Raw genomic sequence first — 26,614 nt, forward strand, 5'->3', positions numbered from 1 at the left:
TTGACGGCAGAATCATGATAACCGCCTAAATATTTGCTCATTCAAGTTGCTATGTTTGGCTGGTTTCGATTATGATCAGTATCAGTGACACGAAATGGGGGAGAATGGTGCAGCACAAGACTTTGGCAATGAAGTGGTTGTTTTTGGGATCACTAATCACCAATACCGGCATTAGTTTGATTTGGCCGTTAACAACGATTTATATGCATGAATATTTGGGTGAATCACTCACAGTGGCGGGAATCGTCCTTTTTTTGAATTCAATGTTTATGGTCATTGGCAACAGTCTCGGGGGCTGGTTGTTTGACCATTGGCAACCGTATGGAACGGTATTGGCGGGTATTTGTCTGAATCTTGGCGCAACTGGCTTATTGATCTTTTTCCATGGCTGGCCGGCGTATCCGTTACTACTGGTTATTTCCGGTTTTGGCAGTGGGATTACGGCCACGGCGATTAACTCTTATGCCACGCGAATTCGCGACAAGCGCCCAAGTGTGGTGTTTAATATTTTGTATTTCACATCAAATCTAGGACTTGTGATCGGCACGCTGATTGTCGGATTTGTCTTGCCTTATGGGATTGCTATGGTGTTTGCATTGGCCGCGCTGCTATTTGCGGTCTTTTTAGTGGTCGCGATCTGGCATTATCGTATTGAAAAAGAAACTCCGACAGCCGCCGAACAGCCAGTCGCCCACGGCAGTCGCAATCCGGCGCGCCCACGGTTGATCATGCTGATGGTGACGTTGTTTGTGACGTGGTTAATGTATGAACAGTGGCAAAGCAATATTTCCGCCTTTATGTTAAGCGAAGGCCTTACAGTCAAGGACTACAGCTTTTTGTGGACAGTTAATGCGCTGCTGATTGTTTTGTTCCAGCCGGTTTTGACTGCGTTTGATCACTGGTTGTTGCAGCATATCCGGTTGCGGTTGATCGGTGGTTTTGTGTTATTTGCCGGTTCTTTTTTGATTTTGCTAAATGGTTCCGGGCAATATCTGACATTTATTGTCGCCATGGTGGTTTTGACTTTAGGCGAAATTCTGGCATTGCCGGCAGTTTCAACTTATGTCACTTTGTTTACGCCGCTTGCACAACAAGGGCGTTATCAAGGATTGATTCAAGGTTTTGCATCAGCGGGCCGGGCACTGGGGCCACTGTTAGGTGCAATGGTGATTGAAGGTACGCAAAGTTATCGGTTGTTGTTTGTCGGTGCCACCGGTTTGATTTTATTAGCGGTGTTGGGCTTTGCCTTCACGGTCCGCGAAAGTATTCCGGCACTGAATGATCCGTTACACCCAGCGGCTCATTAACCGCCAAATGATGCAGATTCAGTTTTAGGTTTCATGCAATAGGGCACGTTCAAAGGCACAGGGAAGGGGATTTTTTCTTGCACTATCGGTTGATTCTGAGTGATATTGATGGCACACTGCTTAATTCAAAACACGAGTTGACTGTCGGCGTTAAGCAAGCAATTCAGCATTATGTTGCTGCGGGCGGGACTTTTGTACTTGCTTCGGCGCGACCGCCTTTAGCCATGACTGCGCTCGCGCAACAAATGGGGTTGGCGGTGCCGCTTGTCAGTCTTAATGGTGCGGTCATTGCTCAGCCAACCGATGATAAGAAGCTAAAAGTGTTGGCAACGACGCCTTGGCCAGCAGGAATTGCAGCCAAAGTTTATACCGCATTATTTAGCTTAACACTGAGCTTGAATGTGTTCAGTGACACGCATTGGTATGTCGCTGATACGAGTCAGTGGACCCGGCAAGAAGCAGCGATCACCGGTTTTGCACCGGAAACAGTTCCGATTGAAACAGGGTTAGCAAACGGTCTGCCAGTGCATAAACTTTTATGTATGGGGGAGCCTGACGTGATCGATCGTGCTGAACAAATCGTTTTAGCCCATCCGGAATGGCAGTTGGTTGCCAGTCGGTCGAAGGCAACTTATCTGGAAATTGTCCGGCAAGGAGTGTCGAAAGAGGCGGCGTTAAAAACGCTCAGTCATTTATTCGACATTCCAATGGCGGCAACGATGGCACTCGGCGATGGTGAAAATGACCTGCCAATGTTGCAAGCAGCCGGCCTAGGGGTGACCTTGGAAAATGCTTTGCCTCAGGTGTTAGATGTCATTAAAACAGTTGTACCTGATAATGATCATGATGGGGCAGCAGTCGCCATCAAGCAGTATGCAATGGGTGAAGGTTAATAAAAAAGCGAGTCGAATTCTTGGTGATGGAAGTCGACCCGCTTTTTATTTTAACCAAAATAGTTTTATTTAAACCTAATCTTTTAAGTCAATAATCGCCTGTTCCAACTCCTGCTTCTGAGCTGTAGAGATTTCCGGATATTTTAGCGGCAAAGCGGTGACTTCGCGGTTGATGATTTGGGACACAACCAGTCGGGAATACCACTTATCGTCTGACGGAATGACGTACCAAGGATTTGTTTTGGTGGCGGTGTGCTGAATGGCCTCTTGATAAGCTTGCTGGTAATCATCCCAAAAGCGGCGTTCGTGAATATCCGCCAATGAGAACTTCCAATTCTTTTCGGGAATTTCGATTCGTTTTAAGAAGCGATTTTTTTGTTCGGCTTTGGAAATGTGCAAGAAGAACTTGAGCAGCAAGATGCCATTGCGGTGGGCATACGTTTCTAGCGCCTTGATATCGTTGAAGCGCCTGGCCCATAAATCGTCATGGACATCAGCAACGGTATCGATTCCCGGCAGGTTTTCTTTTAATAGCAACTCGGGATGAACCCGGTCGACCAGCACTTCTTCATAATGAGAGCGATTGAACACCGTCAGTTCGCCACCAGCCGGGAAAGCGTTATGGATGCGCCATAAAAAGTCATGGCCTAGTTCAAGCTCAGTTGGTATCTTAAACGATACCACTGAGGTTCCCTGCGGATTGACGCCGGACATGACGTGTTCAATCATGCTGTCTTTGCCGGCTGCATCCATCCCTTGAAAAATAATCAAGACGCTGTATTGTTTCTGCGCCGCCAAGTGTTGCTGAACTTTAGAGAGCACCTTGATGTTATGATCAATGTCTGCTTTGATCTGCTCTTTTTTATTTTGAAAATGTTCTGGCGGCGCGGTCGCAAACGCTTGAATGTTAAAGGTGCTAGTGCCGTCAAAACGATATTTTTCCAATGTCATCTTATCACCTTCGATTTATGCTTAGTTTCAACATAGTAGTTACGCCTAGGATGTGCAAGCAATTGACGCCTTGGCGGATTAAATCTATGCTGAGATTACGACATGAAAACGGAGGCAATTGCATGACATTACCAAGAATTCAAGATGATTTGTACCTGGCCGTCAATGGCGAATGGCAAGCCAAGACGCCGATTCCACCTGACAAAAGTGTTGTGAGTGCGGATAGTAATCTGACCGATGATATTCGCCAAAAACTAGTGGCTGACTTAAGCACGATGATGCAAACAGCCAAAACTTTGCCGCTCCAGTATGCAGCGCGGTTGTTTGCCAAAGCCAATGACCAAACCCGCCGTCAGCAGCTAGGCATTGAGCCAGTTCGTGACCGGATAAGCTTTTTGATGACGCTCACGACGCTTGATCAATTTCGCGCCGCTATGCCCAAACTGGTTGCTGACCAATACGTCTTACCAATCAGTCCCTACGTTGATGCTGATATGCACGATGCCGAGCATAATATCCTGAATCTTGGCGGACCAGACACGATTTTACCTGATGCGGCGATGTACCAACAGGAAGATGCCGAAAATGCGGCGGATCTGGCAGCGTGGTCGCAGATGGCAGCTGCCATGCTGGCTGCGGCGGGATTCAGTCAGACTGATCAAACAGCATATGTTGAAGCGGCTAAACGATTTGATCGGCGTTTGGCTGATTATGTGCCAGCAAATGTTGACTTAGCGGTAGATAGCACGTATGACAATCCATTGAGCTGGCAGGCGTTTGAAGATGCGGCCGGTTATTTGGGGATCCCACAAGCCTTTGCAACTTACATGCTGCAAACACCGGCGAAAGTCAATGCGGTTGTACCGGCTTATCTTCCGCATTTAAGCAAACTACTGACGGCGGATAACTATTCAGAATGGCACGCATGGATGGTGATTAACGAATTGCTAACCTGCGCCACTTACCTCAGTGATGATTTACGTCAATTGGCCGGACAGTATGATCGGTTTTTGGCGGGTCAACCTGAGGCGTCATCGTGGACGAAACACGCTTTTGGGATTGCCAATGAGTATTTTGACGATGTGATTGGTCAGTATTATGGTCAAACCTACTTTGGTGCCGATGCTAAGGCAGATGTGACGGCCATGGTTAAGCAGATTCTTGCGCAATACCGCGTACAGCTAGAAAACAACACTTGGCTGAGTCCGGCTACGAAGCAAAAGGCGATGCGCAAGTTAGCCACGATGCAAGTCAAAATGGGGTATCCGGAGCGACTCTTTTCCTTGTATGATCACTTGAGCGTGGATGCTGACGATGATTTGTTGACGGCAATTCTGAAACTGAGCGCACAGACGCAGGCCTTTTGGTTTAAACAGGTAGGCCAGCCGGTGGATCGGAATCAATGGAATATGCCGGGACACTTGGTGAATGCCAGTTATGATCCGCTGAAAAATGACATCACTTTTCCCGCTGGTATCTTGCAGCCGCCGTATTATTCACTCAAGTGGACCCGGGCGGAAAACCTCGGAGGGACAGGCGCAACGATCGGTCATGAAATCTCGCATTCGTTTGATAATAACGGGGCGCTGTATGATGAACATGGTAATTTGCATAACTGGTGGACGCCAGCGGATAAGCAGGCATTTGATCAGCTGGTAAAAGCGATGGCGGCACAGTTTGATGGCCGTGACTATGAAGGAGTTAAGGTCAACGGTACACTGACCGTTAGTGAAAACATGGCGGATAACGCCGGCATGGATGTGGCGTTGGCGTTACTAGGCGATCAGCCGGATGTTAAGGATCTGCAGGCATTCTTCATCACTTACGCTCGTTCATGGGCCACCAAAATGCGACCGGAGCGGGCTAAAACTGTTTTGCGGCAAGATGTTCATGCGCCGGCTACCTTACGCGTGAATGTGCCGGTGCAGAACTTTCCTGCATGGTACCAGGCATTTAATGTTCAGCCACAAGATGGTATGTATCGGCAACCACAGAAGCGGCTGACGATTTGGCATCGGTAATATTTAAATAAAAGAGTTTTATGTGAACCTTTTTCGAGAACCGCGAGATCAACTGTGTGTCACACTTGTTCATGGGGAAGCGTAAACAAAAAGGCAACGATTGCCGTGAGACAATCGTTACCTTTTTTCAATCTTGGGACAGGTCGTGGTAGTAATGCAGCCAGCCGGTTTCGCGTTCGCCGATTTGATCATACAAATGTTGAGCGCCAAGATTGCTGGTGCGAGTCTGCCAACTTGCGCCGCTGTATCCGTGCGCTTTTGCCAGGTCGAACGCTGCGATCATGAGTTGACGCGCCAACCCGTGCCGACGAAACTTTGGTGCCACGTAGACGTCATTGATAATAAGCAGTGGTTTCAGCGCCCGGGTCTCAAAGCTGCGGTATAAAATCGCAAATCCGGCTAATTCTTGATCAACGGTGGCGACCAATAAGTGACCAAGACTGGTATCGGAGCGCAAGCGGTCAAGGTGAAGAGCCATTGCCTGTGAGTCAATGGTCAGCGGCACCGGGCTATCATGATAGTAACCTTGAACAAGCGGTAATAAGAGTGGGATATCGGTTGCCACTGCAGGGCGGACTGCCATAATAAAATCCTCCTTGATTGAAGTGAGCGTGAACCGGCGCGCTTAGAAGTCGGAGTGTAAGTGGCCTCAGTCGCAATGGCCGGGCTTTGGCCATTGCGACTGAGGTCCTTACACTCCGACTTCTGCGCCGGTGAACGCGTTATGGAGTGTGAGTTGACGGGTTAGGGACCGGAGTGTAAGTGGCCCGGGTTTGACCATTGCGACCAAGACCCTTACATGCAGATTCCTGTGTCAAGCAACGAGTTATGAAACACGTGATGAAGCCTTAACGATTGTGAAAATAAGCACTGCACACAAGTTCATCTGCAACTATTTTACCTGCAACAACAGCAAAAAGCTGCTAATGAAGTCTGAGCTTAAAATTTTTTGAAAGTCTAACTTATTTCCGCTCCGAAGCCGCCATTGAAAAGACCGCCACACAGCCAAAGCCGGTGTGACTGGCGATGGTTGGGCCGATGTTACCGATCTGCAGCGGGGTTTGCGGGGAGGCTTCATGCAGGCGATCTTTGACAAAGTTTGCTGCCTCAAAATCGCCGGATGTTGAGATAATAACGCGATGTTGCGGATTTTCCTGAATGGCTTTTAAAGTCTCGTTGGCCAAGTCAATCAGCGAGCGTTTGCGGGCGCGAACCTTGCGCACAACGCGTAATTTACCGGCCGTATCAACGTCCATCACCGGTTTGATGTTTAACATCGTTCCCAATGCCGCGGAAGTACGCGACACGCGGCCACCGTGGTACAGAAAGTCCAATTTATCGACCGTAAACCACATCCGGTAGTCCAATCGGTGCGCTGTGAGCCAGTGCGCCAGTTCATCGATTGGCATGCCAGCATCGCGTTTTTCAATGGCATCCAGCACCAATTGTCCTTCGCCAGCACACGCAGCCAGGGTGTCAACCAAGTAAATCTGCGCATCTGGATACTTTTCCAGTAACATGGCACGTGCTTGAGTCGCCGAATTGAATGTGCCACTTAAGCCGCTGGAGAAGCCGACATATAAGATGGGCGTGTTTGCTTTGACATACGGTGTGAAAAAGTCAACGAACTGGCCGACATTTACCTGTGTCGTTGTGGGCATCACATTTTGCTTCAGTTGCTCGTAAAATGCATTGATATCGTAATGATCTTCTCCAAGATCGTCTTCATAATCTGTGCCGTTGACGGTGAAGTGCATGGAGACAAATTCAACTTGATGATCATGCAAAGTCTGGTAGGGTAAGTCGCAACAAGAATCGGTTAACAGTTGATACATGGTTTCACCTCAAAATATCCGCACTAAAACGGATCTGTTTTCATCAATACTACGCTGTTTGGGGTTGTTCTGAAAGCTAAGGGCGGATGGCGTACCATAAAGTCGTTGAACGATACCAGCCTTACCTGATGTGATACGCAGTAGCGGAACTTAAAAAGTCGAATGGCACAATGCGATTCGACTTTTTAACCTTACTTTTCCTTGGTGGATGCTGACGGTTGTTTTTGATTGAATAGGGTTCCCACAGCAGGGAGACTGCCTAATGAATCAATCGCGGTACTTGGTAGCACCACTGTGTTGGCAGTGCCCTTAGCCAAGGCTTCAAGTGCTTCGACATTTTTATATTTCAAATATAAATCGCCATTGTCAATCAAGCCGGCATTGATCGAGTTAATTTGATCCTTAACCGCCGCTGCAATCAGCCGTTGACTTTCTGCGTGGCCTTGTGCTTGAAGGATTTGCGTTTGCTTATTGGCCTCGGCTTCAAGAATTGCGGCCTGTTTTTCACCTTCAGCTTTAGCGATCGCTGCTTGCTTATGACCTTCAGCTTCCATGATGTTGGCTTCCTTTTCCCGTGAAGCGCGCAACAGTTTGTTCATGGAGTCTTGAATGGTAGCATCGACTTGAATGGAATCAATGTTGACCCGATCAACATTCAAGCCGTAGCCAGCTGTGGTTTCGGCGATTTGCTGAAACAAGGTTTGGTTAATGGTTTCGGTGCCGTTCAAGACGTCATTCAAATCCATATTGCCGATAATCCCACGCAGATTAGCCCGCGTATCTTGAACCATGGACAGCACGGAATCCTTGTTTTGATAAACATAGGCGTTAACATCCGTGATATGATATTTCAACGTTTCGGAAATACGGACGACAACGTTATCTTTTGTAATCACTTCCTGTTCATCGACCTTCAGCGGAATCTGCTTCATGTTGACGATTTCGGTGATCCGATAGATGAACGGTGGCACCACATGAAAACCTGGCTCCAATGTTGCCACATATTTCCCCAACCGTTCGACAATGCCAACTTCACCGGTATGGATAATGGCAACGCTGGTGAAAAGAATTGCGATGACGATGACTAAAACAATGACTAGAACAGAAATCAGGATAATATTCATGCGAAAGCCCCCCGTGTGAGCGAGTCAATTACGACTCAATCTCAATAATGTAAGCGATGTTCTGGTTTGACGACGCTAAGATAAAGCGGCGAAACTGCATTGACAACAACAGTATCGCCAGCCGCAGCGTCATCAGTGACCCGGTAATGATAATGAATGCCATAAAGCGTAATCTCACCCTCTTGATGCGATGTTGGTAAGACAAACGTTGTCCCTAAAAGGCGATCGTCAAGCATGGGCGCTACTCCTTTCTGGTCATCTTCATTGATTGCTTTGTTACTTGACGCTAGCAATGATTATCACAAGCCAATTTTAAAGCAGGGTTGAATGAAAGACAATTGGGACGGCTTAGAAAGAAAAAATTATGCTCGTTATTCTATGCTGGAACTTTAGTACAGTCTATGCTTCATTCCGTAATTAGTTCAAACACTTTTTATTGTGGAAGACTTTGTTACAATAAGACCATTGTGGAATGAACAGCCAGAGCAGTTGTCGTAGGTGTGCGTCTTTGATTGTGCTGGTTCTTGCTCCATAACGCGTTCACCGGCGCAGAAACCTGCACATAAGGACCTTGGACGCAATGGCCAAGAGCGGGCCATTGCGTCCAAGGCCACTTATGTTCCGGTTTCTAAGCGCGCCGGTTCACGCTCAGCCCACCATAACGCGCTCACCGGCGCAGAAGTCTGCGTGTAAGGACCTTAAGCGCAATGGCCAAAACCCGGCCATCACGCTTAAGGCCGCTTACACTCCGACTTCTATGCGCGCTGGTTCGCGCTCACTTTTTAGTAGGAGGGATGTTGATGCGTAGACGACGAGTGATTTATGCAAATACTTATCAGCATCGGCGACGGTTGTGGTTTTTGCTGATTAGCGCAGGGGTGGTCGCGGCCTTAGTAATCGGCTGGTGGCTGCTGCGTAATCCACGGCCGGATCCGACCGCTTATCCAGTGTTGGGCGTTCGCCTTGATCAAACCGATGGCGTTCAGGATTTTGATCGTTTACGTAGCAGCCGGGTTAGCTTTGTTTATTTGAAGGCCACAGAAGGCAGCAGCTATTTTGACGATAATTTCAATACCAACTTTACTCAGGCAGCAGGGAGTCGAGTGAGCATAGGCGTGTATCACGTTTTTAGTTTTGAAACGACACCGCAAGCTCAAGCAACTCAATTTATCCGCAAAGTAGGTTCCAACATTGGCGACCTGCCCATTGGTATTTACCTAAGTTATTATCGCGAGCAAAAGCCAAGTTCCTCGTGGTTGACACAGCATCTAACCGAGTTTATCACGTTCATTCAACAACGCTATCATCGCCAAGTGTTGCTGATGGGTAGTCCTGATATTTTAAAGGTGGTCAAAACAGTGGTTCCACAAGCACCGCGGTGGACGATCACGGACAAGCGGCCTGCTAATAACGGCGGCTTTTGGCAATATACTGACGGTGCGCGGTTGCCAGACGGTCCTCAGGCATCCTATCGAGCAGCGGTATTCATGGGCAAGCGCGGCACATTTTTGAAGCTGGCTCAATAGTCGGACCACCATTAATTCGTGCAAAAAGCCGAGCATTGCACTGATCTAACAAAAATGTTCGTTGAATGTTCGCCGAAACTATCTACTTAATTGAACGATTGGGACATACTGATAAGCGAGGTGAACAGATAATGAAAAAAGTCCTGATCGGCTTGGTTGTGCTGATTGTGCTCGTTTTTGGCGGTTTGAAAATTTTTGAAATTACCAACTATGGCGGAACCACATACTACACAAAAATTACCAACACTGGTCAGCGGGTGACGGATCGCGATGATGAAGGCAACAAGTACATCATTTATGCCTATGATTTGCCTGGATATGATGAGAAAGGCGGTCTGCAGCAGTTGAAGTTTAATGCGAACCAAGATCGACCGCTGAGAAAAAATGCTTATCTAAAAGTAACATACAATGATAAAAAAGGGGTCACCAGCTGGGAAAGTGTGCCGCGTTCGGAAGTTCCCAAAGCAGCCTTGTCAAAACTTGAATAAAGCAATCAAATGCATCACTTTCTATAACGCGCTCCCCGGCGCAGAAGTCTGCGTGTAAGGACCTTGGACGCAATGACCAAGCCCAGGCCATCACGCCCAAGGCCACTTACACGCAGACTCCTAACCGCGCCGGCTCGCGCTCACCATAACGCGTTCGCTGGCGCAGGGATCTGCGCGTAAGGACCTTGGTCGCAATGGCCAAGCCCAGGCCATCACGCCCAAGGCCGCTTACACTCCGATCCCTAACCGCGCCAGCTCACGCTCACACAAAAAAAGTGCGATCCGATTTTCGGATCGCACTTTTTGCATCTTATGCGCTGGGAATGATAATGGCGTAGGTAGCATCTTCTGCCTCGTCATAAATGGTTTGCGGACCGTTATCATCCGCCTTAATGACTAATTTGTACCCATAATGATCGAGAAAAGTCAGCTCGTTGATGGTGATGCCGACAACTTGCCCAGGTAGCGTTTTATTGTCGATCTTAATCTGCAGTTGGGGCGAAATCGCTAGCGAGTGGGTCTTATTGGTTTGCTCATCAAGAAAAGCAAAACTCCCTGTGAAATTCTTTGCCAACGCCAATGCGGGATTAGGCGCCTTGTCCTGTGCCTTCTGATGATGACCGTGGTGCGCGAGTAAATGTTTCAGCCCGCGTAAAAAACTCGCCATGTTTTTCGACCTCCCATTTCTGTTTAAGCATAGTCTACCATGAGTTTTTAGTTTAGTGGTTACAGTGGTGCTGTTTTTCTGTTACTGGGCTGTTACAATAATCATGAGTAGTTTTGCCAGCTTGATGTTAAATCACGGCAGAGCTGGATATCATACGTACAGCCGTGAATGACTGTTATAATGCTTGATAACGCGTTTACTGGCGTAGGAACTTGCGTGTAAGGAGCTAAGTTGCAAGGGTCAAGTTCGGGCCGTCACGCCTGAGGACACCCCTTACACCCCGTCTTCCTGGCGCACCAGCTTACGTTTAGAGGAGGATTTTACCATGTTGAAACTTGGTGTGATTGGAACAGGATGGATTACTAAGCAGTTTGTGGATGCAGCGGCGGCCACGAAGGCATATACGCTTACTGCCGTTTATTCACGTCATCAGGAGAGTGCTCAGGCGTTCATTGATCAAACTGCACCAGCAACAGCGTATACCAAAATGGACGATTTTCTTGGTAGTGATGTCGATGTGGTGTATATTGCCAGTCCTAACAGTTTGCATGCGTCTCAAGCCTTGGCAGCTCTTGATGCCGGCAAGCATGTGATTGTTGAAAAGCCCTTGGTTGCAACCGCCATGGAATTTGAAAAATTAGACGAGGCATTACGCAAAAAGCCTTCTTTGTATCTTTTTGAGGCAGCTCGGCATGTTTATGAGCACAATTTTCAGGTTGTCGATCAATTTACCCATCATCATCCGATTGACGGGGCTACCTTGACTTATATGAAGTATTCTTCTAAGTACGATGCTTTTTTGGCTGGCAAGTTGCCGAATGTTTTTAATCCCGAGTTTGCCGGTGGTGCATTGATGGATCTGGGTATTTATTTGGTCTACGATGCGGTGGCTTGGTTTGGGGTTCCCGATAACGCTGTTTACCTCCCGCATTTTCTCAAGAGTGGTGTGGATGGCGATGGGGTTGCGCGCTTGGATTATGATCAATTCGCAGTAACGTTGATTACGGGTAAAACAACCAATAGTTTCCTGCCATCCGAAATTTATTCCGGTAAGCAAACGTTGACGATGGACAATGCTGCTGAACTTGAAACTATCAAGCTCGATGATCAAGTGCTTAGTACCGAGAAATTAGCCAACCCGATGGAAGCAGAAGCAGCTTATTTTGCCAAAGCTATCACCGGTCATGATCGCAATGCGTTTGATAAGGCATGGCAGCTGGCCAAGGAAGTTCATCAAGTCATGTCAATTCTGCGGACGTCCGCAAATCTTGATTTTTAGTGAGCGTGAACCGGCGCGGTTTCTGCGCCGGCGAACGCGTTATGGAGGACAAATATTGTGACAATTGCAACCCCGTTTCAAAAACGTTGGCAGGCTGCCGGGTATACGGAGCAGACACCCATTCAAGCAGCGGTTTATCAGCCGTTGAAAACCGATGAGGATGTCATCGGTTTGGCTCCAACCGGCTCAGGGAAAACCTTGGCATTTGGCCTACCATTACTGGAAAAAATCGTGCCCGGTGATGGTTTGCAAATACTGATTTTGGCGCCATCGCAGGAGTTAGCGATTCAAACACGGGATGTTTTAACGCCGTATGCACACGATATCAATGTGGCGGTGCAGGGCATCATCGGGTCGGCTAATGTGAAACGGCAATTGACGAAGCTAAAAGAAAAACCCGAAGTCATTGTCGCAACAGCGGGTCGTTTGCTTGAACTGATTCAATCGCACAAGCTGAAGTTGGATGGCTTACAGACGCTGGTTGTTGATGAAGCCGATGAGATGTTACGGGATCCGGGATTCGATCAGGTTCGCGAAATTGCGGCTGCGGCTCCGGCCGATGCCCAACTTGCTTTCTTTTCGGCGACACCGAGTCCGTATTTTAGCGAGATGCATAAATGGTTTGGCAAGACGCCTAAGCTGGTTGATGTTCGTGCGATTGATCAAACACGCGGGACGGTTCGGCACTTATTCTTGCAAACGGATCGGGCACATCAAATTGATTGGTTGCGAACGTTGGCGCACACTGATGGCTTCAAGGCACTGGTGTTTTTTAATCAAAATGCATCGTTGGAACGCGCGGCCGGCATTTTGCGCCACCAAGCTGTTCGTTTTGCCGTATTGTCACGGGAGGGCCGACAGACTAGCCGCCAAAAAGCGTTGACGGATTTTCGTAACGGGCGGATTACCTTATTACTTGTGACCGACATGGCTGGCCGCGGATTGGATATTCCTAAGCTTCCTGCCGTGGTCAATTTCGAACCGCCTAAGCGTGCTGAAGCTTACATTCATCGTGCAGGTCGTACCGGTCGGATGGGTGAACCCGGACTGGTGGTAACGTTAGGAGACGACCACGATCGCCGGGACTTGAAAAAGCTGGTACCGCAATATGCCATTCAGCGTGCCTATATGACCGATGGAAAGTTGGTGACCACACCACCAGCCCGAAAGCCAGATAACGAAACGCCGGTGACGCTCAAATCGCCAGCACCGAGTCAGCATAAAAGTCAGCAGGTTGCGGCTAAAGATCGGTCGGTTGTTACTAATGAACCTGAGCAAAAACCGCGGCGTAAGCATAAAAAAAAGCGACTACGTGATCAGCGCAATAAAGGCAAGCACAAAAACAACACATGAGGCTGCATCAGCGGTATGATAAGGATGGAGGGCAGTCATGGCGAGTATGAAGGCGGAACAAATGGCTGCAATGATGACACTGATGAGTGCAGCCGGTGATGCGGAACAGGCAACAATGGCAGCGATTGAAGCAGCCAAAGCCGATCAGATCGACCGCAGCCGCAAATTGTTAAAGCACGCGGATGCCAAGTTGAAACAGGCACATCAAGCACAGACCCAAATGCTTACGTATGAGGCACGAGGGCAAAAAGTTGACGTAACGTTATTAATGGTGCACAGTCAGGATCATCTAATCAGTGCCATGACGATTCGCCGGCTTGCGGATGATATTATTGATCTTTACCAGCAAGTGCACGCACAGAAGTAGGTCAAGGGTTTGTTGGTAGAGGTTGTTTGTCTGGCGAATGCGTTGGGGCACGGGTTCACGCTCATAACGCGTTCGCCAGCCCAGAAACCTGCACATAAGGACCTTGGTCGCAATGGCCAAACCCGGGCCATCACGCCCAAGGCCACTTATGCTCCGGTTTCTAACCGGGCTGGCTCACGCTCACCATAACGCGTTCACCGGCGCAGAAGTCTGCGTGTAAGGACCTCAGCCGCAATGGCCAAAGAGCGGCCATCACGTCTGAGGCCACTTACACTCCGACTTCTAAGCGCGCCGGTTCACGCTCACTTTATAAAAGAGGTAATCCCCATGAAAATCGAGAAAACATTACAGACACCGGCAGCATTTTTATATAGTAAAATCGTTGCACCGGTTCAGGCCGATATTGCGGCGGCGAGTCATCGTAAGGTTGAAGTTGATGAACTTGCTGGTTATACCTATCGCAAACAATTTCCTGATGGTGAATGGGCAAAGGTCAAGATTACGCAAAATGTTATCAATCGTGAATTTGCGATGCTGACGATGACCCGTTTTTCTCGCTTTAAGGTTCGTTATTTGATCACGCCGCTTAGTGCTGATGCAAGTCGTGTGCAGGTTAGTGAAACCGTGCAGCCGGTTAATTGGGCGGCGCAGCTTAAACAGATGGTCACCGAGCTATTTGTCGGCCATAAGCGGCGGCGTAATGTTGGCCGGATGTTGGACTCGATTGAGCGTTCTTATATGACGGCTTAATGAGGCTAAGAGGAACGATATCGTTGAGCTGCAGCTGCTGAGACAACAAATCTATTTGAATTGCGCTGCTGCTTTTGGCATAATTGACTTTGTCTGGTGCCCTTAGCTCAGCAGGATAGAGCGACTGCCTCCTAAGCAGTAGGTCATCGGTTCGATTCCGATAGGGCACAGTCATAAAAAGCACAGTCATTTGGCTGTGCTTTTTATTAAATTGAAATAGGCATCTTTCAATAGCAAACAAGGAGGGGCCTTACATGCAGGCGTTTATGGCCATCTATGTTCCGGGTTGGCTGATTTTTATTGGCGGGATCGTGTTGATCAGTACGGTCAACGGGGCGACAGTTCAAGCCTTGGTTAATCGCGTTGGTCGGTCTAATACGCAGATCTGGTATATGAAGCCGGGAATTTTTGTCCATGAATTACTTCATGCAATTGTTGCGCGGCTATTTGGTTTGCAGGTGACGAATTTTTCGTTGCGGGCTGATCCGCGACAAGGCAGTGCCGCTCATGTTAGTTTGCAATATCAACGGCATAATCCGATTGCCCAGCTAGGACTGTTTCTTTCTAGCAGCGCTCCGGTTTGGGGAATTAGCCTCATTTTGCTGGTACTAGGGCGGTGGGCTTTTTTCTCGGCAGGTAGTCAAGTGTGGCAGGTGTTTGCGACCACGGCCAGTCTCGGTGAAAAATGGGTTATGATGCGCGAAATGATGCAGATTAACTGGCGTTGGCTGTTGATTTTTTTCGTGTTAACCTTAGTTTTAACGCCAGGGGTTGCTTTGTCGCATCGGGATTTGCAAAATATGTGGCAGAGTGCGCCGATTGCTTTTCTGGTAACAATTGTGATCTTTTATAGTTTGCTGACGTTTTGGCCAGCAGGATTTGCTTGGTGGGCGTGGGTAAATTTGAATTTGTTACTGTTGAATTTAGTGATGCTGAGTTTTAGTCTGCTCATCTGGTTACTGGTCAGTATGTTTTAGTTGCTGTGATGAAGTAGCAGTTGGCGTTATACTAATCAGAAATTTTTAAAAGGGAAATTCAATTGCGATGGCATAATCTATGATTGAGTCAGTCAAGTTTTTATAGGAGGAAAAAGATGCTTTTGCCGCAGCCAGCGACGATTTTAAAAGAAAAATTTGGGTACGATCACTTTCGAGCCGGTCAAAAGCAGGCAATTGAGCGAATTATGACCGGTAAGAGCACGCTGGTCGTGATGCCTACCGGTGGCGGCAAGTCTTTGTGTTATCAGGTGCCGGCGATGATTCTGCCGGGCTTGACGCTGGTCGTTTCGCCTTTAATCGCTTTAATGAAAGATCAAGTTGATGCGTTAAACGACAATGCCATTCCGGCGGCGTTTATTAATAGCACGTTGGATTATCGTGAAATTACTGCACGTCTGGAACAGGCGCGCAGTGGGAACATTAAGTTGTTATATGTGGCGCCGGAACGGTTTGATGCGGATTGGTTCCTTCAGCAGCTCGGTGACATGAATATCTCGCTTTTTGCTATTGATGAAGCCCACTGTATTTCACAGTGGGGACATGATTTTCGGCCGAGTTATCTCAACTTGGCTAACGTTGCGGCTCAATTACCCTCGCAGCCGCCGGTCATTGCCTTAACTGCGACGGCGACACCGCGGGTTGCTCAAGATATTTGCCAACGCTTGATGATCCCGGACGATGGGGTCATCAACACAGGGTTTGAACGTGACAACCTGAGTTTCAAAGTGGTGCGCGATCAGGATGAGGATCGGTACTTGTTGGATTATCTAAAACTCAATGTTGATCAATCCGGCATTATTTATGCAAGTACGCGCAAAGAAGTCGATCGGATTTATGCGTTTTTGCAGCATAAGCAGTTGCCGGTAGCCAAATATCACGCCGGCATGACTGAAAAGCAACGTGCTGCTAATCAGGAAGACTTTTTGTTTGATCGTAAGCCGATTATGGTCGCTACCAACGCGTTTGGGATGGGGATTGATAAAAGTAACGTTCGCTTCGTGATTCATGCCCAGATTCCCAAAGATTTGGAATCGTATTATCAAGAAGCAGGTCGCGCCGGTCGTGATGGGTTGCCTAGTGAGGCGATCTTGTTATTTAGACCGCAAGACTTGCAGGTGCAACGGTTTTTTATTGAACAGTCTGAAGGTGACGAGGCGCATCAACGGCGGCAGTATGACAAACTGAAAATCATGGAGCGCTATGCCAATACCGATCAGTGTCTGCAGCAGTTTATTTTGAACTATTTTGGTCAGACTGGCACTGCCCCGTGTGGACGTTGTTCGAACTGCCTAGATGATCGTGAATCCGTTGATGTGACCATTGACGCGCAAAAGGTTCTGTCATGTGTTGTTCGATTGCACGAGCGATTCGGGAAAGGCGTTGTTGCCCAGGTCTTGGCTGGTGCGCACAATCAACGCGTCTTGTCGTTTCATCTCGATCAGTTGTCAACATATGGGCTGATGAAAAATCGCCGGCAGCGGGATATTACGACCTTCATTGATTTCCTGACGGCCGGTGGCTTTCTGGAAACGCGTGGTGGTCAGTATCCAACGCTTGGCTTAACCGCAAAAGGTGCTGAAGTGTTACGCGGACAGACAACTGTTTTCCAAAAGACCGCGCAAAAAGTTACTCAGACGCTTGAAGTTGATGACACAGTCTTCCAAGAACTGCGCAGTACTCGCCGGCAACTGGCGGAGCAGCAGCATTTACCGCCGTATATGATTTTTTCCGATAAGACGTTAAAAGCGATTGGCAATGCGATGCCGAAAACGTTGGATGAGTTGCTGGCGGTTAAAGGAGTTGGCCAGGCGAAACTTGATAAGTATGGGCAGATTTTCTTGGATGTGTTGCAGGCGATTCAAACGGAGAAAGCGTGATTAGGGCTCACGCTTGCGATAACGCGTTCCCCGGCGCAGGGGCGTGTAAGGACCTTTGCCGCAATGGCCAAAGCCCGGCCATCACGTCTGAGGCCACTTACACTCCGGTTTCTAACCGGGCTGGCTCACGCTCACACAAATAATAACGCATAGAAAAACCGAGCCGTTGATTTTTGCAGAATGAGTGCAAAAAAGTCGCGGCTCGGTTTTTTACTAAAATAACGGTAGCGATGAGAAGTTAGGCCCAGTCGCCGTTGCGGAAAATTGGGATGATGGTTCCGTCTGGTTTGATGCCGTCAATGTTCATCGCGGCTGAGCCCATCATGAAGTCAACGTGGGTCGGACTTTGGTTTAATCCCACCGCCGCGCGTTGTTCGTTGGTCATGGCAACCCCGTCTTTGACTGAGAACGGATAGGCTTGACCGAGTGCCATATGATCGGAAGCATTTTCGTCAAACAGCGTATTGAAGAAAATAAGTCCTGATTGTGAGATGGGGGAAGGATCCGGAACCAACGACACTTCGCCTAATGAACGAGCACCCGGCGTTTTCAGCAGGTTTTGTAAGACGTCATCACCTTGTTTGGCGTGGGCTTCCACGACTTGCCCGTCTTTGAAAGTAAAGTGCATATCTTCGAGGATGTTGCCGCCATAACTAAGCGGTTTGGTGGAAGCAACGGTCCCGTCGATGCGCCGAAAATCAGGGGCAGTGAAGACTTCCTCGGTTGGCATGTTAGCCATAAATTCCTCACCACGCGGGTTAAAAGCGCCGGCGCCTTCCCAAATGTGGTTCTTTGGTAAACCGACTACCAAATCCGTTCCCGGAGCCATGTAATGAAGCTGATCAAATTGTTCGTTGTTTAACCAAGCCGCTTTTTCCCGCAGCTTTTGATCGTGGGCTTTCCAGGCAGCTTCCGGATCGGGTTGATCGATTCGGGTAGTTTTGAAAATTGCCTCCCAGAGTAGCTCAGTTGCTTCTTCAGGGGTGGCGGCATCAGGAAAAACTTTTTGAGCCCAGCGCGGACTTGCAGCACCGATAATCGTCCAGCTAATGCTCATGGAACTGATTGCTTCCATGAGTCGTTTGTAGGCTTTTGCGAACGCTTCTTGATACTTGGCAATGCGGTTGGAATCAATTCCTGCCAAGTTATCCGGATCTGATGAAACCACGGTAATCCGCTTGGCTTGGTGATCAACCCAATAATCGAATTGACCTTTGACAAACGCCGGGATGTTGAAAAGGCGCTCGTCTGCCATGTGCGCCATATCTAAACGCTTGAGTACATCATCGAACCACTGAACCTGAACTTCCGCGGCACCGCGTTGGTAAGCAGCCGCAACGATCAAGCGTGCCAGCTGTGCTTGATCCACTGAAATTTGCACGTAAACGGTATCGCCGGGTTTAACGGCCACCCCAATATCGACTGCCAATTCGGCATATTTTTTAAGGCTTTCTTTAAAGTTAGATAATGTCATAAAAACGCTCCTCCTCAAAGTGATTGGCAATAGTTTACCATAGGGCGGCGAATTCTCAGTGCAAAATGCTGCTGTGCCGTGGCAGAAATCTTCAAAATAAATTAAGAAAAACTGAAATTTATTAGTAAATTCTGTTTCCTTCTGACTTCATGTCTGGTAAAATAACACCAAGACATGAAGTTGGTCTTTTGGAGTGGAGATTTAACTTTATTTGTCAGAATTAAGTTGTGTGCAAGTTAGTTTTAAATAACTTAAAGAAAGTAAGGGGAACAATATGGCACGAAAAAAAACGATCACACATGATCAGATTTTAAATGCAGCATATGATCTCGTTGTGGAACAGGGCTTTAAAAGTTTCACGGCGCGTAATATCGCTAAGAAGATGAACTGTTCAACGCAGCCGATTTATTTGGAATTCAAGAATATGGCGGAATTGAAACAGGCCGTGATGGATCGTATTAAAGAACTGCTGGCTTTAAAGATGGCAAAACACTACACCAATGATCCAGTGGTTGATTTAGGTTTGGCGTATATCTATTTTGCTCTTGAAAATCGGCCGCTTTACCGAGCAGTATTTGTTGAAGATCACTTTGGCGTTGATGAAATGCGTGAATACGCTATGAGTACGGCTATGCGCGTGTTTGATGCGTATGAACCGGCTAAGAATTTAAGTGAGGCACAATTACGCAATACGATTTGCGGGGTATGGATCGTAGCAACCGGGATTGCCAATCTCATGGCGCCAGGGTTCATCGACATTACACGCGATCAAATGGTTGATATCTTAACGGCGGTCACACAAGATTTCATCGTTAACGGCCGCTTCTCAGATGACCCGCGCATTTCTTGGTTCGAAAAAGCAAAAGTCGCCCAAGGCTATTAAAAGTTTAATTGGGGCTAACCGTTCCGCGGGGGGAGCGGTTTTTTTGTTGAGCGTGAACCGGCGCGGTTAGGGATCGGAGTGTAAGTGGCCTTGGGCGTGATGGCCCGGGCTTGGCCATTGCGACCAAGGTCCTTACACGCAGATCCCTGCGCCGGTGAGCGCGTTATGGGCGTAAACCAGAACGTAAGCGGCCTCGGGCGTGATGGCCCGGGCCTGGCCATCGCGTTCGAGGTCCTTACACGTAGATTGCTGCGACTGCGAACGCGTTATGGGCGTAAACCAGAACGTAAGCGGCCTTAGCCGTGATGGCCGGTCTTTGGCCATTGCGGCTAAGGTCCTTACACGCAGGTTTCTGGGCTGGCGAACGCGTTATAGAAAGCAAAATAAAACTCCCAAATTGCCCAAAAGAGAATACCTCTGTCCCTGCTGCGATTTTCCTCAAATATATCATATTAACCACCGCCTCCAACCCCTTTACCCACAGCCACCTCACCTCAGCCCCTGATCGCCAAATGCACATAAAACTGGAAAACTGGCGGCCAATGCGCTACTTTTGATTTAATAAGTAAGTGCCATGCTGGTACAAATAGCTGACATGCAACATAACGCGCTCCTCGATGGAAGGATCTGCGTTAGAAGGCGTTCGAAAGAGGTTATTATGGGAAGTTCATCAGATCTAAAAGACTTATTACGCGAACGAGTCGCCACTAAGTACACAATTGACGACCTCAAGGAAACCGGTAAAAAGATTCGGCAAGCGGTTCCGATTGAAAATCTAGGGGCGGTCAGCAAGATTGACCGTGATCCAGTCCAGTTTATTAACAGTGTTGAGCAGAATCTTATCAAATCGTTGCTGCCGATGCGCCATCAGCGAATGGGTGCATCTCAGGCGGCTTTTTTCCGCGGCACGGCCGAATTAATGGCTTATGATTTGCGGCAAGGCGAAAAATCAGGTATTAATCTATTAATTGACGGGGATGCCCATCTGCAGAATTTTGGCTTTTATGCCTCGCCGGAACGCAATTTGCTGTTTGACCTCAATGACTTTGATGAAGCTCAGATCAATAGTTTTGAATTCGACATCAAGCGCCTGCTGACCAGCGTTTATTTGCTTGGCGATCAGCAAGGGTTTGACAGTGATGATCTCGACGATTTAGTCCAAAACGATGCCAGTATTTATCGGAAAACATTACGGGATCTATTCAAGCTGGGCGCGCTGGATCGGTTCTATCAATCGACTGAAGTAGAACGTTTAGTGCAGGTCATCCCCGGAGCCGAAGATTCACCGTTGTTGGCCAAATTCATTAAAAAGGCGACCAAACGCAACAACGATTCGGTCATTAAAAAGTACACCGAGACTAATGAAGCGGGGCACATGCGATTTAAAGATGATCCGCCGAGTTCGGTTCACATTGATCAAACAACTTATCAGGCAATTTATGATGGCTTTACCCAGTATCGCAAAACCACGCGTCCGGACATTTTGGTTTTACTGAGCCAATATCGCATTACCGACATTATTCATCACAGTGTCGGGATTGGCAGTTTCGGGACGAATTGTTATTTGATCCTGCTGAGTGGTTTAGGCGGTAGTCATTTGGTGCTACAAGTTAAAGAGGCGTTACCGCCACGCCGGGAATTATTGCCCAATATGGAACGCATGACCTTGCAACAAGAAGTCAGTCAGGGGCAGCGAATTATTGCGGCTCAAATGATCCTCCAAAAAGCGTCCGATCCGTTTCTGGGGTGGTTTAATGTGGACAACAAGAGCTACTATGTCCGCCAATTTCGCGACATGAAGGGCTCCGTTGATCTTGATGAGCTTAGTTTTCCCGAGTTCAAGTACTATACGCAAATTACGGCTTATCTTTTGGCCATGGCGCATGCGCAAACCCCGCAAGCAGCAGTCGTGACCGGTTATCTGGATAAACATTTCGATAGTGCGGTGCAAACTTGGAGCAAGTGGTATCTGAATCAGGTGAAAGCCGATTATTCTGCGTTTATGCGCGCAGTCAAGCAACGTGTTTTAGCCTAAAAGTGCTTGATTAGCCGGTGTATTTATTTACCGGATTCATTTGCAAAATTTATTCATAAAAATAAGTTTAGCTTGTTTTCTGCGGATTGCTTCTGGCAGAATTAAAGAGGATGATCGTCTGCGATTAACGAGCAAGGCTGGGAGGGAGGTAAAGTATGGGACGGAAGAAGCACCCGTTGAAACGGTCATTATTGTCGGCAAAGCAAGCAGCTGACATTCGCTCAGGACGTACGGCTTTAGCAGACATGAAGCTACCAAAGCGCACCAAGTTCTGGGTTTTCATCAAGCTTGCCATTAATCGGATTTCCGACTCCAACATTGGGCAAAGTGCTGCTACATTGGCTTACTATACGTTGCTGTCGCTTTTTCCGTTAATCTTATTTGTTGCCAATGCTTTGCCGTACCTTGGACTGAAGTATAGCAGTTTGGCCACGTACTTAACGCAGGCAGTGCCGGCAAATGTCATGGAATGGCTCGATCCCATCATCGCAAATTTACTGGATTCAAGCAGCGGGGGATTGCTGGGAATCGGGGCAATTGCAACGCTGTGGGCAGCCAGTCTAGGTGTAACCGGCTTAAAAATGGGCTTTAATCAAGTCTACGGTGTGGAGGCAACGCAAAACTTCATTATTCAGCGATTATTATCAATGCTCATGACTTTTACCTTAATTATTGTGATGGGCGCCATTTTAATTGCCTTTGCATTTGGCCGCCAATTTTTGGAATGGCTGATACCGTTGCTACGACTGGATACCAGCTGGCTGCGAACCTTTAATACGTTACGCTGGCCCATCACGGTTACCGCATTGTTCATTATTATTATGTTTTTGGATTATTTTTTACCGAATGTCAAAATCAAAATGTGGACGGTGTTACCCGGAACTGCCTTCACCGTTATTGGCTGGCTCTTAATTGCTCAGGCATTTTCGTTATATATGCATTATTTTGGCACGCGTTATCTTTCTTATGGCACGATCGGTACGTTTATTGCGATCATGCTGTGGTTGAATTTCTCCGCGCTCGTCTTGCTTTGGGGCGCTGTGATTAACGCGTTAACCGCAGAATACTTCATCGGCCGGTTGCACAGCAGCAAGGGTAAAGTGCACGACTTTTTGAAACGCCGAGTGAAGTCAGCACATTCGGAAAAAGAAACTCCGTGACCGCCAATATAAGATGATCTAAGGCATACGAAAAGGCTCGCACTGAAATCAGCGCGAGCCTTTTGCCTACTTACTATTGCATGGCGTTGAACTTATCAACCAACTGTTTTGTAAAAGCTTCAAGATGCTTGATGTCATCTTCTTCAGGAGAAAGATCAATCTTAACATTCTCTGCTCCTTTGGTGGCGCCGGTTTTGGCAAAGGCCTTGTCAAAATCATCAACCGAAGTGGCAAAGTCATCATAGAAGCGGTCACCGCTACCGCAACAACCATAGACTTTTCCAGTTAGATCCAGCTCTTGCAATTCTTCATAGAAATCAACCGCTTCGTCCGGCAGTTCGCCATCGCCGACATCTGAGTACGTGTAAGTTGCCGTGACACAAATATCGACATCTTCAAAATCACTCGCGAGTGCTTGGGAAACTTCAGTGGTCGTCACGTCCACATTCAGGTCTTCAAAAGCTTCTTCAATGATACCGGCAATATCTTCATTATTACCGGTCAAACTGGCATATACAATCCGTGCGCTTGCCATTTTTCTTGTATTCCTCCTAAAACACAGCACTCGGGAGCTTACAAGTCGGCGAGGCTGTCATTCTTGTTCATTCGCCTGATTATAGCATACGGGAAAGCCGCTTGGGGAGATTCACTGAAGTTGGCTATGTGTGGTGGGGTAGGCTTTGGACCGTCCCCCCCTTCGTCTCCTGATTTACGTGGAAGTATTTTGTTGACGTCAATTCTCATTATCTGTAGACTGTCATTACGGCTTTGAAAAGGGATTCATCATCTTTTTCTTTGAGCCCAGTGATTTGGATGGCACACACCTCTCGACATTTTGATAAAACGGAGGTGACAGCCATGCCAAAATCAGGAGACGAAAGGGGATCGCCGCGTTGGACGTGGCAACGATTATCGTCGCTATAAGCATATTGCTTACTAGCGGTGCTAAGGCATACGCGATAATCAAAAAAGCTAACCGAAACGGCTAGCTTTACCCAAAAACGTCATCTGATATCACGTTGAGGTCATCGGGGCTACATCCTGATGGCCTCTTTTCGACTTCTAAAGTATACCTTAGGGGCTGGTGAGGCGTCAAGATATTGACGGGTTTGCATCCATTCAAAAAAGCTAACCGAAACGGCTAGCTTTACCCAAAACGTCATCTGATATCACGTTGAGGTCATCGGGGAGCATCCTGATGGCCTTTCCCTCGACAGATAAAGTATATCTTAGAAACTGGTAAATAGTCAATGGCATTAACTGATTTGCCGATGGGATCAACTCGCATACTAACAGCATTTGGTTGTTTAGAAAATGCGCCGGGTCGCGCTCTCTTCTAATTAATGCTACACTAATTGCGAGTTAAATTCGTATTGGAGGCTGGAAGTTTGATCACCATCAAATCAGCACGTGAAATAAAAGGTATGGCTAAGTCGGGAGCGATTCTGGCGGCGATGCATGTTGGCTTGCGCGATATTATTAAGCCGGGTATCTCGAGTTGGGAAATTGAAAAGTTTGCTAAGGAATTTTTTGAATCCCATGGTGCCAAGGCTGAGCAGGTCGGTTTTGAAGGTTATAAGTATGTTACTTGTGTCAGTATCAATGATGAGGTTGCGCATGCGGTACCGCGTAAGGGCTTGAAGTTAAAAGACGGTGATGTCGTCAGTGTGGACACCGTTATCAGTTGGAATGGTTATTTTAGTGACTCTTGCTGGACATATGGTGTCGGGAAGGTCTCTGAAGCTGATCAGAAGCTGATGGATGTAACCAAGAAGTCGCTTTACTTGGGTATTGATGAAGCAGTTGTTGGCAATCGTATTGGTGATATTGGTGCCGCGATTCAGACTTATACCGAAGATGATAACGGCTATGGCGACGTGCGTGAATTGGTTGGGCATGGCATTCAACCAACGATGCATGAAAGCCCAAATGTTCCGCATTATGGCGTTCCCGGTCACGGTTTACGCTTAAAAGCCGGCATGACGATCACCATTGAGCCGATGATTACGGAAGGTACTTGGAAGATTAAGGGTAAACAAGTTCCCGGCGATACATGGGAATACTATGTAACCGCCGATGGAAGTAAGTGCGCACAGTATGAGCATACTCTAGTGATTACCGACAATGGTCCTAAGATTCTGACCTCGCAAGGTGATCCGATTGATGCTAAATATCAGTTAACCGAAGACGATCTGAAGACGCTTCCGGAATAACGGGGACCACCATTACTATTTTTATGTGTTATGAGGTGCCAGAAGCATCAAATCGTCAAGCAGGAAGCAAGCAGTCATTGTTTCCTGCTTTTATTTTATTGTTTTTTTAAAATGTTAACCGGTTTCGTTTAACAATGGAGCAATTACGTTATACTAAAACACGAAGGAAAAGAGGGACGATATGGCAGGTCATGAAGCAGTGGTTTCGGTCATCATGCCGGTTTATAATGCCGAAAAGTATTTGACTCAGGCACTGGATAGTTTGCTCGCTCAGGACTATCCCAATTTTGAGGTGCTTTGTGTGGATGACGGGTCAATGGACACTAGCAAGGTTATTTTGGCGACTTATGCACGTCAGAATCCACGGATACGTGTTATTCACGTGGAAAACGGCGGACAGGCACGGGCTCGACAAATTGGCATTCAACACGCCAAGGGATCACTGATTACCTTTATGGATAGTGATGATCTGGTTCATCCCCAGTGGCTAGCAACCATGGCAGAAGGGATGCGGGCTCCACGCGTCGATATGTCTGTGGTCAATTACTATAACTATATCGGCGGCACCAAGCTGAAAGCCCGTTCTTTTCACGAGAAGGCATTTAAGATTGCCGGTGATGACAAGTACCGTTATTGGCTTGAGGATCGCGACCTGCGCGGATATTTGTGGAATAAAATGTTTCGCGCTGAGTTATTTAGCCAGCCGGTACCAGTGGCGAACTTCAATCTGCTTGAGGACGCCTACTTCATTGGGCAGCTGTTGCCACGAATAGACCAGATCAACTTTATTGATGAACCACTTTACTACTATCGCTTCAATGCGACCAGTAGCGTCCACGCCAAGTTTCAGAAGCGTGATTTGGAAGCCATTCATCAATTGGGTGCCGTTTTCTTAACGTTGGCTCGGGAAAAGCCGGAGTTAACTTCACTGGCAGTTCGCCGGTATGCTGCCTTAAGCCTGTTCGTTTTATCGAAAATGTCGCCGCGGCAGCTTGTAGCTAACTGGGGGTATGTCCAACAGTTAGGGATGGTTTTGGCGCAATATGCTCGCGAGTTTCAGGGGATTATCTCGGCTGGGGATGCGGATGATTTGGCCACAGATAAGTCCGATAAAGCCAGTTTACTGGATAAACTGCGTGCTTGGTCGCATCTGCTGGGATTGCCAACATTTGATGACCTGAACAAGTTGGCAAATAGCGAAGATGAGAATGTTAAAAAGGAGTCTTAGCGTGTAGGGAGGGATTCAAGGGTGAGTTGAGTTGTACTTTCATAACGCGCTCCCCGGCGCAGAAGTCTGCGTGTAAGGACCTCAGCCGCAATGGCCAAAGTGCGGCCATCACGTCTGAGGCCACTTACACTCCGACTTCTAAGCGCGCCGGCTCACGCTCACCATAACGCGCTCCCCGGCGCAGG

Annotated in this window: 24 protein-coding genes and 1 tRNA gene; 17 read left to right on the top strand and 8 right to left on the bottom strand. The window is 47.8% G+C overall.

All coding sequences use genetic code 11. The features are described 5' to 3' along the window. The first annotated feature begins 104 nt into the window (after positions 1–104). Together EL173_RS05650 and EL173_RS05655 are read left to right on the top strand one after the other, a co-directional pair. On the top strand, positions 105–1,307 hold the full coding sequence (locus EL173_RS05650; RefSeq protein WP_020752204.1) for an MDR family MFS transporter: 1,203 nt from the start codon (positions 105–107) through the stop codon (positions 1,305–1,307). Between the two features lie 77 nt (positions 1,308–1,384). Next, positions 1,385–2,200, top strand: coding sequence for a Cof-type HAD-IIB family hydrolase (locus EL173_RS05655; RefSeq protein WP_014571251.1), 816 nt, complete (start codon positions 1,385–1,387; stop codon positions 2,198–2,200). A gap of 75 nt (positions 2,201–2,275) precedes the next feature. Here the strand turns inward: EL173_RS05655 and EL173_RS05660 are convergent, their stop codons facing one another. Beyond that, positions 2,276–3,151 (bottom strand): PPK2 family polyphosphate kinase, encoded by an 876-nt coding sequence (locus EL173_RS05660; protein ID WP_005688853.1) that lies wholly within the window; start codon positions 3,149–3,151, stop codon positions 2,276–2,278. Between the two features lie 122 nt (positions 3,152–3,273). On the opposite strand from EL173_RS05660, the gene EL173_RS05665 reads away from it, so the two are divergent. Continuing rightward, positions 3,274–5,172 (top strand): M13-type metalloendopeptidase, encoded by a 1,899-nt coding sequence (locus tag EL173_RS05665; protein ID WP_005688855.1) that lies wholly within the window; start codon positions 3,274–3,276, stop codon positions 5,170–5,172. A gap of 127 nt (positions 5,173–5,299) precedes the next feature. On the opposite strand, the gene EL173_RS05670 is transcribed toward EL173_RS05665, so the two are convergent. The 4 genes from EL173_RS05670 to EL173_RS05685 form a co-directional block, all read right to left on the bottom strand. Continuing rightward, positions 5,300–5,755 (bottom strand): GNAT family N-acetyltransferase, encoded by a 456-nt coding sequence (locus EL173_RS05670; protein WP_005688857.1) that lies wholly within the window; start codon positions 5,753–5,755, stop codon positions 5,300–5,302. 379 nt (positions 5,756–6,134) lie between these two features. Then, entirely contained in the window at positions 6,135–7,007 is an 873-nt protein-coding gene (locus EL173_RS05675; protein WP_005688859.1) for a DegV family protein, read from the bottom strand. A gap of 191 nt (positions 7,008–7,198) precedes the next feature. After that, a complete protein-coding gene (locus EL173_RS05680; protein ID WP_005685765.1) occupies positions 7,199–8,131 on the bottom strand; it encodes an SPFH domain-containing protein in 933 nt (310 codons plus the stop codon). Positions 8,132–8,172: 41 nt separating this feature from the next. Continuing rightward, positions 8,173–8,367 (bottom strand): hypothetical protein, encoded by a 195-nt coding sequence (locus EL173_RS05685; protein ID WP_005685766.1) that lies wholly within the window; start codon positions 8,365–8,367, stop codon positions 8,173–8,175. A gap of 564 nt (positions 8,368–8,931) precedes the next feature. Between EL173_RS05685 and EL173_RS05695 the strand changes: the two genes are divergently transcribed. Next, positions 8,932–9,657 (top strand): GH25 family lysozyme, encoded by a 726-nt coding sequence (locus tag EL173_RS05695; protein WP_014571253.1) that lies wholly within the window; start codon positions 8,932–8,934, stop codon positions 9,655–9,657. A 131-nt stretch (positions 9,658–9,788) separates the two neighbouring features. Continuing rightward, positions 9,789–10,145, top strand: coding sequence for a YxeA family protein (locus tag EL173_RS05700; protein WP_005685769.1), 357 nt, complete (start codon positions 9,789–9,791; stop codon positions 10,143–10,145). Positions 10,146–10,455: 310 nt separating this feature from the next. Here the strand turns inward: EL173_RS05700 and EL173_RS05705 are convergent, their stop codons facing one another. Continuing rightward, the gene (locus EL173_RS05705) at positions 10,456–10,812 is read right to left on the bottom strand and encodes a DUF4828 domain-containing protein (protein WP_005685770.1); all 357 of its coding nucleotides are present in this window, start codon (positions 10,810–10,812) and stop codon (positions 10,456–10,458) included. A gap of 325 nt (positions 10,813–11,137) precedes the next feature. Here EL173_RS05705 and EL173_RS05710 point away from each other — a divergent pair, with 325 nt between their 5' ends. The 7 genes from EL173_RS05710 to recQ all read left to right on the top strand — a co-directional run bounded on the left by EL173_RS05710 (position 11,138) and on the right by recQ (position 17,436). Next, positions 11,138–12,091: a Gfo/Idh/MocA family protein gene (locus EL173_RS05710; protein WP_005688863.1), complete on the top strand. Its 954-nt coding sequence runs from the start codon at positions 11,138–11,140 to the stop codon at positions 12,089–12,091. Positions 12,092–12,148: 57 nt separating this feature from the next. After that, on the top strand, positions 12,149–13,444 hold the full coding sequence (locus EL173_RS05715) for a DEAD/DEAH box helicase (protein ID WP_005688865.1): 1,296 nt from the start codon (positions 12,149–12,151) through the stop codon (positions 13,442–13,444). A gap of 37 nt (positions 13,445–13,481) precedes the next feature. Then, complete coding sequence (locus EL173_RS05720; protein WP_005685773.1) at positions 13,482–13,811, top strand: PTS lactose/cellobiose transporter subunit IIA; 330 nt, start codon at positions 13,482–13,484, stop codon at positions 13,809–13,811. Positions 13,812–14,138: 327 nt separating this feature from the next. Further along, positions 14,139–14,561: a DUF3284 domain-containing protein gene (locus EL173_RS05735; RefSeq protein ID WP_015764411.1), complete on the top strand. Its 423-nt coding sequence runs from the start codon at positions 14,139–14,141 to the stop codon at positions 14,559–14,561. Between the two features lie 96 nt (positions 14,562–14,657). After that, positions 14,658–14,731: transfer RNA gene (locus EL173_RS05740), tRNA-Arg, on the top strand. 84 nt (positions 14,732–14,815) lie between these two features. Then, on the top strand, positions 14,816–15,538 hold the full coding sequence (locus EL173_RS05745; protein WP_005688868.1) for a hypothetical protein: 723 nt from the start codon (positions 14,816–14,818) through the stop codon (positions 15,536–15,538). A gap of 116 nt (positions 15,539–15,654) precedes the next feature. Then, entirely contained in the window at positions 15,655–17,436 is a 1,782-nt protein-coding gene (gene recQ / locus EL173_RS05750; RefSeq protein ID WP_005688870.1) for a DNA helicase RecQ, read from the top strand. 238 nt (positions 17,437–17,674) lie between these two features. On the opposite strand, the gene EL173_RS05755 is transcribed toward recQ, so the two are convergent. Next, entirely contained in the window at positions 17,675–18,910 is a 1,236-nt protein-coding gene (locus tag EL173_RS05755) for an aminopeptidase (protein WP_014571256.1), read from the bottom strand. A 274-nt stretch (positions 18,911–19,184) separates the two neighbouring features. On the opposite strand from EL173_RS05755, the gene EL173_RS05760 reads away from it, so the two are divergent. The 3 genes from EL173_RS05760 (at position 19,185) to EL173_RS05785 (ending at position 22,988) form a co-directional block, all read left to right on the top strand. Continuing rightward, complete coding sequence (locus EL173_RS05760) at positions 19,185–19,793, top strand: TetR/AcrR family transcriptional regulator (RefSeq protein ID WP_005685782.1); 609 nt, start codon at positions 19,185–19,187, stop codon at positions 19,791–19,793. A gap of 658 nt (positions 19,794–20,451) precedes the next feature. Then, positions 20,452–21,828 carry a DUF2252 domain-containing protein gene (locus tag EL173_RS05780; RefSeq protein ID WP_014571259.1) on the top strand — a complete coding sequence of 459 codons (1,377 nt, stop codon included), beginning with the start codon at positions 20,452–20,454 and terminating at the stop codon, positions 21,826–21,828. A 155-nt stretch (positions 21,829–21,983) separates the two neighbouring features. Beyond that, positions 21,984–22,988 carry a YihY/virulence factor BrkB family protein gene (locus EL173_RS05785; RefSeq protein ID WP_019728360.1) on the top strand — a complete coding sequence of 335 codons (1,005 nt, stop codon included), beginning with the start codon at positions 21,984–21,986 and terminating at the stop codon, positions 22,986–22,988. A gap of 73 nt (positions 22,989–23,061) precedes the next feature. Here EL173_RS05785 and EL173_RS05790 read toward each other — a convergent pair whose 3' ends face one another. Beyond that, entirely contained in the window at positions 23,062–23,523 is a 462-nt protein-coding gene (locus tag EL173_RS05790) for a flavodoxin (protein ID WP_005685786.1), read from the bottom strand. Positions 23,524–24,376: 853 nt separating this feature from the next. Between EL173_RS05790 and map the strand changes: the two genes are divergently transcribed. Beyond that, positions 24,377–25,201 (top strand): type I methionyl aminopeptidase, encoded by an 825-nt coding sequence (map, locus tag EL173_RS05795; protein ID WP_005685788.1) that lies wholly within the window; start codon positions 24,377–24,379, stop codon positions 25,199–25,201. Between the two features lie 181 nt (positions 25,202–25,382). Next, positions 25,383–26,429 (top strand): glycosyltransferase family 2 protein, encoded by a 1,047-nt coding sequence (locus tag EL173_RS05800; RefSeq protein ID WP_005688884.1) that lies wholly within the window; start codon positions 25,383–25,385, stop codon positions 26,427–26,429. Positions 26,430–26,614: the final 185 nt, after the last annotated feature.

The organism is Lacticaseibacillus rhamnosus, assembly GCF_900636965.1.
GTDB classification, from domain to species: Bacteria; Bacillota; Bacilli; order Lactobacillales; family Lactobacillaceae; genus Lacticaseibacillus; species Lacticaseibacillus rhamnosus.

Coding starts and splice junctions, on each gene's coding strand:
- EL173_RS05685 (WP_005685766.1), bottom strand. CDS start 8,367: ATGCTTGACGATCGCCTTTTAGGGACAACGTTTGTCTTACCAACATCG.
- EL173_RS05780 (WP_014571259.1), top strand. CDS start 20,452: ATGGGAAGTTCATCAGATCTAAAAGACTTATTACGCGAACGAGTCGCC.
- EL173_RS05670 (WP_005688857.1), bottom strand. CDS start 5,755: ATGGCAGTCCGCCCTGCAGTGGCAACCGATATCCCACTCTTATTACCG.
- EL173_RS05710 (WP_005688863.1), top strand. CDS start 11,138: ATGTTGAAACTTGGTGTGATTGGAACAGGATGGATTACTAAGCAGTTT.
- EL173_RS05660 (WP_005688853.1), bottom strand. CDS start 3,151: ATGACATTGGAAAAATATCGTTTTGACGGCACTAGCACCTTTAACATT.
- EL173_RS05735 (WP_015764411.1), top strand. CDS start 14,139: ATGAAAATCGAGAAAACATTACAGACACCGGCAGCATTTTTATATAGT.
- EL173_RS05760 (WP_005685782.1), top strand. CDS start 19,185: ATGGCACGAAAAAAAACGATCACACATGATCAGATTTTAAATGCAGCA.
- EL173_RS05705 (WP_005685770.1), bottom strand. CDS start 10,812: ATGGCGAGTTTTTTACGCGGGCTGAAACATTTACTCGCGCACCACGGT.
- recQ (WP_005688870.1), top strand. CDS start 15,655: ATGCTTTTGCCGCAGCCAGCGACGATTTTAAAAGAAAAATTTGGGTAC.
- EL173_RS05755 (WP_014571256.1), bottom strand. CDS start 18,910: ATGACATTATCTAACTTTAAAGAAAGCCTTAAAAAATATGCCGAATTG.
- EL173_RS05650 (WP_020752204.1), top strand. CDS start 105: ATGGTGCAGCACAAGACTTTGGCAATGAAGTGGTTGTTTTTGGGATCA.
- EL173_RS05720 (WP_005685773.1), top strand. CDS start 13,482: ATGGCGAGTATGAAGGCGGAACAAATGGCTGCAATGATGACACTGATG.
- EL173_RS05700 (WP_005685769.1), top strand. CDS start 9,789: ATGAAAAAAGTCCTGATCGGCTTGGTTGTGCTGATTGTGCTCGTTTTT.
- EL173_RS05785 (WP_019728360.1), top strand. CDS start 21,984: ATGGGACGGAAGAAGCACCCGTTGAAACGGTCATTATTGTCGGCAAAG.
- EL173_RS05665 (WP_005688855.1), top strand. CDS start 3,274: ATGACATTACCAAGAATTCAAGATGATTTGTACCTGGCCGTCAATGGC.
- EL173_RS05800 (WP_005688884.1), top strand. CDS start 25,383: ATGGCAGGTCATGAAGCAGTGGTTTCGGTCATCATGCCGGTTTATAAT.
- EL173_RS05675 (WP_005688859.1), bottom strand. CDS start 7,007: ATGTATCAACTGTTAACCGATTCTTGTTGCGACTTACCCTACCAGACT.
- EL173_RS05745 (WP_005688868.1), top strand. CDS start 14,816: ATGCAGGCGTTTATGGCCATCTATGTTCCGGGTTGGCTGATTTTTATT.
- EL173_RS05790 (WP_005685786.1), bottom strand. CDS start 23,523: ATGGCAAGCGCACGGATTGTATATGCCAGTTTGACCGGTAATAATGAA.
- EL173_RS05680 (WP_005685765.1), bottom strand. CDS start 8,131: ATGAATATTATCCTGATTTCTGTTCTAGTCATTGTTTTAGTCATCGTC.
- EL173_RS05695 (WP_014571253.1), top strand. CDS start 8,932: ATGCGTAGACGACGAGTGATTTATGCAAATACTTATCAGCATCGGCGA.